General features: G+C 74.1%; 7 protein-coding genes. 3 read left to right on the forward strand and 4 right to left on the reverse strand.

Annotated features, from left to right (window positions below; all coding sequences use genetic code 11):
* On the forward strand, positions 1-1,167 hold a 1,167-nt coding region (locus HKK72_RS30805; RefSeq protein WP_187237952.1), incomplete at its 5' end, for an aldehyde dehydrogenase family protein.
* Positions 1,168-1,185: 18 nt separating this feature from the next.
* Here the strand turns inward: HKK72_RS30805 and HKK72_RS30810 are convergent.
* From HKK72_RS30810 to HKK72_RS30820, 3 genes are read right to left on the reverse strand one after another with little or no spacing between them, the layout of a single operon-like run.
* Complete coding sequence (locus tag HKK72_RS30810; protein WP_222721350.1) at positions 1,186-1,716, reverse strand: hypothetical protein; 531 nt, start codon at positions 1,714-1,716, stop codon at positions 1,186-1,188.
* Between the two features lie 56 nt (positions 1,717-1,772).
* Complete coding sequence (locus HKK72_RS30815) at positions 1,773-2,360, reverse strand: RNA polymerase sigma factor (protein ID WP_187237953.1); 588 nt, start codon at positions 2,358-2,360, stop codon at positions 1,773-1,775.
* Positions 2,361-2,417: 57 nt separating this feature from the next.
* Positions 2,418-3,731 carry a S8 family peptidase gene (locus HKK72_RS30820; RefSeq protein WP_187237954.1) on the reverse strand — a complete coding sequence of 438 codons (1,314 nt, stop codon included), beginning with the start codon at positions 3,729-3,731 and terminating at the stop codon, positions 2,418-2,420.
* 105 nt (positions 3,732-3,836) lie between these two features.
* Between HKK72_RS30820 and HKK72_RS42475 the strand changes: the two genes are divergently transcribed.
* On the forward strand, positions 3,837-6,434 hold the full coding sequence (locus tag HKK72_RS42475) for a CHAT domain-containing protein (protein WP_222721351.1): 2,598 nt from the start codon (positions 3,837-3,839) through the stop codon (positions 6,432-6,434).
* Between the two features lie 25 nt (positions 6,435-6,459).
* Here HKK72_RS42475 and HKK72_RS30830 read toward each other — a convergent pair whose 3' ends face one another.
* On the reverse strand, positions 6,460-9,138 hold the full coding sequence (locus tag HKK72_RS30830) for a helix-turn-helix transcriptional regulator (RefSeq protein WP_187237955.1): 2,679 nt from the start codon (positions 9,136-9,138) through the stop codon (positions 6,460-6,462).
* Positions 9,139-9,562: 424 nt separating this feature from the next.
* Here HKK72_RS30830 and HKK72_RS40225 point away from each other — a divergent pair.
* The coding region (locus HKK72_RS40225) for a hypothetical protein (RefSeq protein WP_222721352.1) at positions 9,563-9,774 on the forward strand (212 nt) is incomplete at its 3' end.

Here is a 9,774-nt window from a genome sequence, read left to right on the forward strand (position 1 = left end):
ATCGCCGGGAAGGCGGCCTTCGAGACCCACGTGGCGGCCCAGGAGTGCTACGAGGCGGCCGCCCTGCCCTCGCGGCCGCCGGGCGAGATCCTGCCGACCGCCAAGAAGCGGCTCAGCCTCGGCCGCCGCCTTCCCGCGGGCGTCGTCGGCGTCATCGCCCCCTTCAACGCCCCGCTGATCCTCAGCATCCGCTCGGTCGCCCCGGCGCTGGCGCTCGGCAACGCCGTCGTGCTCAAGCCCGACCCCCGTACGGCCGTGTGCGGCGGTGTGGTGCTCGCCCGGGTCTTCGAGGAGGCCGGTCTGCCCGACGGCCTGCTGCACGTCCTGCCGGGCGGGGTCGACACGGGCCGCGCGCTCGTCGCGGAGCCCCGGATCCGGGTGATCTCCTTCACCGGTTCGACGGCGGCCGGCCGTCAGGTCGGCGAGCTCGCCGCCCGCCATCTGAAGCGCGCGCACCTGGAGCTGGGCGGCAACTCCGCGCTCATCATCCTCGACGACGCCGACCTCGACCTGGCGGTCAGTGCGGGGACCTGGGGCTCGTACTTCCACCAGGGACAGATCTGCATGACCACCGGCCGGCACCTGGTGCACGAGTCTCTGGTGCAGGAGTACGTCGCCCGGCTCGCCGCGAAGGCCGACGGGCTGCCGGTCGGCGACCCGGCCACCGAGCAGGTCATGCTGGGCCCGATCATCGACGGCGGCCAGCGCGACAAGATCCACTCGCTGGTCACGGCGAGCGTGGACGCGGGCGCGCGCCTGGTCGCCGGGGGCACCTACGAGGACCTCTTCTACCGGCCGACGGTGCTCGCCGACGTCACCCGGCAGAGCCCGGCGTACGCGCAGGAGGTGTTCGGGCCGGTCGCCCCGGTGATGAGCTTCGCCACCGCCGAAGAGGCGGTGTCGCTGGCGGCCGACACCGAGTACGGCCTTTCGCTCGGCATCCTCACCCGCGACGTGATGAAGGGGCTCGCGCTCGCCGAGCGCATCCCGACGGGCATCGTGCACATCAACGACCAGACCGTCGACGACGAGGCCGTGGCCCCCTTCGGCGGCGTGGGAGCCTCCGGGACCGGATCGCGGTTCGGCGGGGGCGCCGCCAACGTCGAGGCGTTCACCGAGACCCAGTGGGTGACCGTCCAGGGCGACATCGCCGGTTACCCCGTCTGAGCATCGACCGGGGTCGGGTCAGGCCGAGAACCATTCGGTGACGACATCTCCGTGGCGCAGGCTGAACGGGCCTGCGCCCCGGAGGTCGGCGCTGAACCGGCCGAGTTCGTCGGCGTCCACCGGGATCACCTGGTCGCGGGAGCGGATCTCCACCTGCGCGGGACGCTCGGGGCCGGCGGGGATGAGCCGGCCGATGATGCGGCGGACCGGGCCGTCGCCGGTGACCTCCACCTCGACGGTCAGAGCGCTCGACTGGAACGTCAGCAACCGCGGTCCGCCGACGACCCGGACGGGCTGCGGGGTGGCCAGCGAGTCGAAGACGAGTTCGGCCAGCTCGGCGTCGAGGGCACGGAAGGTGTAGCTCTCGATCGCGGCCCGCACCAGGTGCGGCGGGACCGGGTCGAGGACATCGGCGATCCGCCGGAGTTCCTCCTCCAGCTCGAGGTCGTCGGCGTGCCCGGAACCTGCGTCCATATCAGCGTCCATGTCCCCGCCCGAACCATCGGCCGGGCCGTCGCCTGGACCGCCGTCCATCGCGTCGGCCATCATCGAGCCCCCGCCCTATCCTTCTCGTCCGCGCACTGGTCGGTACTTCACCCGTACGGTCACGCGGGATGGCCGTCGACACCGCGTTCGGCCAGCAGTTGCCTGAGCCGCCCCAGACAGCGAGCGCGGGTGGGCCCGATGCTGCCGACGGCCATGTCGAACATGGCCGCGATCTCGGCGTAGCTCGGCCGGGGCGAGGCGATGAGGACGCGCAGCAGTTCGCGGCAGCGCCCTGGCAGCTCCTGGAACGCCTGCCAGACCTGGCGGGCCCGTTCCATGTCCAGGGCGGCGTCCTCGGACTCGAGCAGCGCGCGCTCGGGCGACCGGTCGTCGACCTCTGGCGCGAGCACGTCGAGGTCGCTCGTCGGCGCCACTCGCCGGCCGGCCCGGGCCGCCTTGAAGGACTCGTTCCTCGCGGTCGTGGCCAGCCATGCCCCGACCTGCGCGGGAGAGGTGATCCGGCCGACGTGCTCGGCCAACCGCAACCATGTCGTCTGGAACACCTCCTCGGCGTCCGCCGCGCCGAGCCCGCAGCCGCGGGCGACCGACCAGACGAGCCCGCTGAACCGCTCGACCAGAGCCCGCCATGCCACCTCGTCACCACCGGCGGCGGCCGTGACGAGAACGCCAGTGTCATGGGTGTGCAACGCGAGCCTCCGAGGCGGGATTGCCATCGTAGCCCGGAGGTCACGCGGAGTGTGGACCTACGCCGGAAACCAGCCGGGGGGAATGAGTACTGGCCCGACGCCCTGCAGGTGGCCCGCCCCGGCGAGCAGCGCGGCGGCCGCCTGGCGAGAGCTCTCCTTCGTCTTGGACATCCGTACGGCGATCATGCCCGCGACCATCGGGGTGGCGAAGGACGTGCCGCTCCACCTCGCCATGCCGCTCATGGTGGCGATCGAGTGCTCCGGCGGCGCGCTCATGCAGGTGCAGTCGTCGTCCGGCTGCGGCGGCGGGTAGTACCGGCAGTGCCCCTCCTGCGGGTCCCGGTACTTGTACCTGCCCTCGATGAAGGCGTTGACGAGCCGCTCGCCCGGCGCGTACACCGACACCCACGGGCCGTGGTTGCTGAAACAGGCCATGGACGTGCCGCTGTCGGAGAGCGCCCCCACCGACACAACGCCCGGCATCGGCTCGGGGAAGGGACCCGCGAGGGCCGCCGGCCAGAACGGCACCCGGTCGCCGTGATTGCCCGCCGCGGCGACCAGCACGGTCTCCTCGTGCCGCCCGAGCTGCTCGACGAATCGCTCGAGGCCCACCAGGGGCGCGTTGTTCCCGGTGCTCGCGCCCGCGGAGATGCTGATGATGTCCGGCCAGCGCTCCCCCTCGGGCGGCAGCTCCCGCAGCAGCTGATCGCCCAGTTCGTCCTCGGGCACGGCTCCCGCGAACGGCAGCGCGTTCGAGACGTCGACCCAGGCGGCGGGCGCGACGCATTTGAGAATGCCCGCGATGAAGGTGCCGTGCCCGGCGTACTCCCTGATCAGCGTGGGGTCCTCGGCGTTCTCGATGGTGTTCATGCCACCGGTCACACCCACCGCGAGCCACGAATGGTTCCGGATGGGGACCAGGCCGGTGTCGATCACCTTGACGACGACGCCCGCGCCGGCCTTGTCGTCCGGGTTGACGGCCGGATTCGGCAGCGGCCCGGCCGGGGCCGGCTCGTCGCCGGGACACAATCCGGTCGGCGCGATCGAGACGATGTGATTGAGGCTCGCCGCGCCGCGGCGCATCCGCTGCCCGAGTTCGGCGTGCGCGTCGAGGGCGGCCCGGCCGCCGGTGTCGACCCGGGTCACCCCGCTCCTGGAGTCTCCGGCCGGAGCGGCACCCGGCACCACCCGCAGAACCTCGCCGAGGTCGGCGTCGCGGACCAGCAGATGCCCCTTCTGGTAGGCGGTCACGGGTGCGCCTTGCCTGTTGTAGCCGATCTCGACCTCGATGCCCGCCGGTCCGGCGGCATCGCGCAGAGCCTCCAGCTGGGACAGGAATTTCGGGTCGCCGCGTTCTTCGGGCACGGACATCGCGGTTCCTCTCATCGCACGGGTGCCGTCTCCCTGTTATGAGCCGCCCGCCGGCTCCCTGATACACCCGTGGACGCTCCGCGTCCATACCCCTACGATCGGTCCGTGACGGCGGATCCGCTCGACCTGCTGCCGCTGGCCCTTTCCCGGCCCGACAAGGCACTCGCGGAGGCGCGCGCCGTCCTCGCCGACTCGCCCGGGCCCTTCGCGGCCTCGGTCGCCCACCAGGCGATCGGCGTGGTGCTGCGCGACTTCGGCGACACGAGCGCGGCGCTGCGCGAGCTGCGGGCGGCCCAGCGGCACGCGCGCCGCTCGGGCGATCCATCGCGCGAGCCGGACGTGCTGGCGACCCTGGGCATCGCGCTCGTCTTCGTCGGCCGCACCGCCGCCGGACTGGCCGCGCTCGACGGCGCCATCGAGCGGTCTCAGGGCACGGCCGCCGCGCGCATCCGGTTCCGGCGCGTCGGCGTGCTCAACGTCCTCGGCCGGCACCGTGAGGCGCTGGAGGACCTGCGCCGGGTGATCCCCGTGCTCACGCGGGCCGGCGACGCGCTGTGGAGCGCCCGCGCGCACACCGCCCGCGGGGTCGCTCACCTCGCCCTCGGCTCACCCGGCCGGGCCGACGCCGACTTCCGCACCGCCGACCGGCTGTACGCCGAGACCGGCCAGCAGGTCGAGGCGGTCTTCTCCGTGCACAACCGGGGGCTGACCGCCTTCCGGCTGGGCGACCTGCCGACCGCCCTCGCCCGGCTCGACGAGGCGGGCCGGCGCTATGGCGCCCTCGGCGCCCCGGTGCCCGAGCTCGCGATCGACCGGTGCAGCGTGCTCCTCGCCGCCGGGCTGGCCGCCGACGCCCTCGCCGAGGCCGACGCCGGAATCCGGCAACTGACTCGCATCAGCGGGCAGGCGACCCGCAAGGCCGAGCTGCTGCTCATGGCCGCCCGGGCGGCGCTCGCGGCCGGCGACCCGGCCACCGCGGTCACCCGCGCCACCGCGGCGTCCGGCTCCTTCTCCGCGCAGCACCGGGAGTGGTGGGGCGCGCATGCCAGGCTCACGCTCCTGCAGGCCCGGTTCGCGGCCGGTCTGACGTCCGGCCGGCTGCTGCGTGAGTCGGCCCGTACGGCACAGCGGCTCGGCGCCCTCGAGTCGGCCGAATCCGCTCAGGCCCATCTGCTGGCCGGCCGCACCGCTCTGGCCCTGGGCCGGCTCGCCGAGGCCGACCGGCACCTCTCCGAGGCGGCGCGGGCGCGGCGGCGCGGCCCGGCTCTGAGCCGTACGGCCGGATGGCTGGCGCAGGCGCTCCGGGCACAGGCGCAGGGGCTGCCCCGCGGCCTGCTCAGCGCCTGCCGTCGTGGCCTCGATCTTCTCGACGATCACCGGCTGACGCTGGGCGCGTCCGAGCTGCGCGCACAGGCCACCGAGCAGGGAGCCGAGCTCGCGGCACTGGCCCAGCGCGAATGCCTGCGGGCGGGCCGCTCCCGGGACCTGCTCGCGTGGACCGAGCGCTGGCGGGCCACCGCGCTGTCGGTGCCGCCCGTGCACCCGCCGGGCGACCACGCGTTGCAGGCGGAGCTGACGGCGTTCCGCGAGATCTCCAGCCGGCTGGAACGCGCACGTGCGGACGGGACCCCGGCGACCGAGCTGCGCCTCGGGCAACAGCGGCTCGAACGAGAGATCCGCGGCCGCATGATGCACCTGCGCGGCACCGGTCCGGCCGGCGATCGCCTCGACATCGGCGGGCTGCTGGACGAGCTGAAGGACCAGTGCCTCGTCGAGATCGTCGAGATCGACGGCGAGCTGCACCTGCTCGTGTGCGGCGACGGCCGGGTCCGCCGGATCCCGGCGGGCCGGATCGCCGATGCGGCCGCCGAGGCCGAGTTCGCCGGCTCGGCACTGCGGCGGCTGGCCTACGAACCGTCCTCCGGCGAGCACGTCTTCGACCTGCTGGAGGCGACCGCCGGCAGGCTGGAGCGGGCCGTGCTGGGCTCCGCGGCGCGTCTTCTCGGCGACGGGCCGGTGGTGATGGTCCCGCCGGGACGGCTGCACGGCGTTCCGTGGGCCCTGCTCCCCTCGCTGCGCGACCGCCCGCTCAGCGTCGCACCGTCGGCGACGGCCTGGCTTCGGGCGCGCACCGCCGTCCCGCCGGAGAGCCGCGACGTCGTGCTGGTTCGGGGACCCGGCCTGCGTACCGGCGGAGCAGAGGTCACGCCGCTCGCCGCGAGATACGGCGACGCGACCGTCCTCGAGCACGGCACCGCCACCGCCTCGCGGGTGCTCTCGGCCATCGACGGCTGCCGGCTGGCGCATGTCGCCGCGCACGGGAGCTTCCGTGCCGACAGCCCCATGTTCTCGTCGCTGCACATGGACGATGGGCCGCTCACCGTGCACGACGTCGAGCGGCTGACCCGAGCGCCCTACCGGCTGGTCCTGTCCAGCTGCGACTCAGGTCGGCTGGCCCCTGCGGGAGCGCACGAGCTGCTCGGCCTGGCCGCGGCGCTGCTGCCCCTCGGCACCGCGGGAATCGTCGCGGGCCTCGTCCCGGTGAACGACGAGGCCACCGTCCCGCTCATGCTCGCGCTGCACGAGGCGCTGCACCGCGGTGCCGGCCTGCCCGAGGCGCTGCGGGACGCTCGGCGAGCGGTGCCGGACGAACCCGTCCATCGGGCGACGGCGCTGTCCTTCATCGCCCTCGGCTCCGGCTGAGCGCCGCGCGGCTCCCGGCCGGCGGTCACCGGGTGTCGAGCCGGCCGAGGAGATCGGCCAGGCCGGTGCGGTCGTTGACGCCGAGCCGCTCGTACACGCCGCACAGGTGATTGGCCACGGTGCGGATCGACACCGTGAGCCGGTCGGCGATCTGGCGATTGGTCAGGCCGCCCGCGGCGAGGTGGGCGATCTCCCGCTGCCTGGCCGTCAGCCCGGGCGCCGTCAGCTCCGCCAGCGCCGGCGTACGGGCGCCCTGGCAGTCGGCCGCCAGCGCCCACGCGCTGGTCTCCGAGGCCCGCGCGAGACGCGGCCCACCGAGCCTCCGGTAGGCACCGGCCGCGTGCGCGTGGGCCTCCGCCGCGTGCAGGAGCATGCCGAGCTGTTCGAACTGCTTGGCGGCCGCGCTCAGTGCGGCCGGATCGCGGACCAGGGCGGCCGCGGCGTGCCTGGCGAGCACGGGCGGGAGCGGTCCGTCCATCTCGTCCGCCAGCCGGTCCAGCCGGTCGGCGATCGTCTCCGCGACACCGTCGGCCGTTCGGACGGCGGCGCCCAGCCGTACGGCGTCGTGCAGCGCGTACATCTCGTAACCCCTCAACCCGTGCTCCGCCGCACGGTCGGCTGCGGCGAGCGCGGCGGCGACCGCCCCGGTGAGGTCGCCGCCGGCCGCCAGCACCCAGGGACGGGCCAGCTCGACCGTGAAATCGATGGCGCGGAAGGCAGGCAGCGTCCGCTCGTCGGCCGCGTCCAGCGCGCGGCGGGCCTCGACGACGTCTCCGGTGAGCGCGGCGGCATGGGCCAGCTCGCCGAGGCAGAGCCCGGCGAATCCGACCGGCCCGGCCGGCAGCCGTCCGGCTCCGTCGCGGCTCCACGCCAGGGCGTCACCGATCGACCCGCGCAGCCGGCTGATCTGCCCGCGATGACCGCAGCCCCCGGCGATCCCGATGTCCCACCCGGCGCCCTCGCCGATCAGCCGCTCCCCGTCGGCGACGGCCTCCCACGCCTCGTCAAGATCACCGGCGAACACGTGCGCCATCAGCCGGGCGCACACGAGCGCGGGCAGCAGCACGGGTTCCGCCTCCCGCCACTCCGTGAGGTCACGCAGCGCCGCTTCCACCACGTCGAGGCAGCGCTCGGCGTGCCCGCGGTGCGCGAGCATCGTCGCCTCGGCCGCGGCCAGCCGTGCGGCGGCGATCGGGCTCGCCCGGCCCAGGGATCGGGTGAGCCCGATGTGCTCGGTCGCGTCATCGACCCGGCCACAGTAGAAGTGGAGCAGCGCCGCGGCGCTCAGGACGTCCTGCCGCGCCCGCGGATCGCCGATCGCGGCGGCCGCCTCCGCCAGGACCGGCAGTGGATCTTCGCCGCCGAACATGAGCCCGTACGCCCGGGCGGCCGCGTACTCCGCGTGGGCCTGGTCTGCGGTGCCGGGATCGCCGGTGGCGGCGCCTGAGCCCGGCACGGGCAGCAGCGCCTCCAGTTCCTCCCACCCACCGCCCATGACGAGCGGCGTCGCGAGCGCCAGTGCCGCGTCAAGGCCGCCGCCGGCGGCGAGCGCCGCTCGGCCGAGGCGTTCGGCCAGCGCGACGTCATAACCGACCCAGGCCAGACGGCACCCCTCGATCAGCACGGCCGGGTCGGGCCGGCCGCCGCTGTCCAGCCGCCAGACCGCGACCCTGAGCGCGTCGTCCGGCCGGTCGCCGTGGGCCTCGACGACGTCCGCGAGGCGGCGCTTCACCCGTTTGGCGCGGAGCGGTCCGCACCTGGCTCGCACGACCTCTCCGTAGAGCGGGCTGGCCGGCCGCACCCGCAGCCGTGTCCCCTCCCGGCCGCAGACGATGAGATGCCGGGCCTCCATGCGCTCGAGGGCGTCGGACTCGACCAGTCCTTCGAGGAGGTCGTCGTCAAGGGGCTCGCCGAAGGCGGCGTACTCGAGAACCTCGCGTTCGGCGGCCGTGAGGTCACCGAGCCGGCTCTCGACGAGTTCCCTGACCCGCCCGGCCACCGGCAGCTCACCCCGCCAGCTCCACACCCCGCCGGCGCGCGACAGGACGTTCGTGCTCACACCGGTCATCACCAGCTCGCGCAGGAACAGCACATTGCCCTCGGTGAGCCGATGCAGCCGCCGTACGGTCAGCGCCTCCACATGACCGCCGAGCGCCCCTGTCAGGACCTGCGCCGACTCGGCCTGGGTGAGCGGCCCGAGATCGAGACGCGGCAGCAGGTCGTCCTTCCACAGCGCGGCCACCGCGTCCGGAGCCGTGCCCCCGCGGCCGGCGATGACGACCAGCCTGGTGTCGCCGCGCTGTGCGAGGTGGAGGACCAGGGCGGCCGAGGCGTGATCGAGCAGATGCGCGTCGTCCACGACGAGAACGAGCCGGTCACCTCCGGCACGCGGCCGTAGCGCGTCGGTCACCCAGCGCAGCGGCACGGTGAGCCCGTCCCGCGGCGATGGGACCGCCGGGAACAGATGCGCGAAAGCGCCGAAGGGCACCGACGCCCCGGCCCGGGTGCCGACCACCTGTGCGACCGGTGCGCCGGCCTCTCGTACGGCCTCGGCGGCGAGCCTGCTCTTGCCCAGACCCGGTTCGCCGGCGATGACCACACCGCCCCCGCGCCGGACCCGCAGGCGCTGTCCGATCAGTTCGAGTTCCGCCGTCCGGCCGGCGAACGGCCAGACATGACGGGCTCCCCCGTGAATTGAGCTCATACCAGAAGGAGCCGTCCGGTCCCGTTGTGATACACCGCGAACCCGATCCAATAGGCCCCGCTGGGCCCACAGGGGGCCCAGTTTCTTGGGGTCTCCGGGCGCTTGTCCGAACTCGGCGATAGGAATCACACTTGTCATCGTGTCAGGGGTCTCCTCAGTGGAATAGGCCCCTCGATCAGGTGATAGGCGGAAACAGGCAGGGTGAACGTTGAGTGACGTGAGCGGACCCCCGGTGAGCCGTACCAGGTCCGAGCACGCCCTTACCCGTTCCGTCCAGCGCGCGGATCGACACCTTGGTGCCGGCGGCACCGTGGCCCTTCGCGGCGCTCGCCGACCGACCCGCGGCCGGCTGATGAGGCGCTGAGGGACCGGCCGGACGTCCATGACGCTCGAGGCTCAACGAGGGAGAGGGAGAGAGACGCCGATGGATCGGTGCGCCTTCCCCGACTGCGCCGGAAGCGTGGTGGACGGATACTGCGATGTCTGCGGGCTCGCGCCGGCCGCGATGTCCCGGCCGCCCCTGGACCTATCGATCACCGCCCTCAGCGCGTCGGCGCCCGCGACGACACCGCCGACCAGGTCCGTGCCCTTCGCGACCGTCGGCTCCGGCGCCGCGTCTCTCGCCGCCCAGACCGG

This window comes from Actinomadura sp. HBU206391 (genome assembly GCF_014323665.1).
Taxonomy (GTDB): Bacteria; Actinomycetota; Actinomycetes; order Streptosporangiales; family Streptosporangiaceae; genus Actinomadura_C.

Coding starts and splice junctions, on each gene's coding strand:
- HKK72_RS30820 (WP_187237954.1), bottom strand. CDS start 3,731: ATGTCCGTGCCCGAAGAACGCGGCGACCCGAAATTCCTGTCCCAGCTG.
- HKK72_RS30810 (WP_222721350.1), bottom strand. CDS start 1,716: ATGATGGCCGACGCGATGGACGGCGGTCCAGGCGACGGCCCGGCCGAT.
- HKK72_RS30830 (WP_187237955.1), bottom strand. CDS start 9,138: ATGAGCTCAATTCACGGGGGAGCCCGTCATGTCTGGCCGTTCGCCGGC.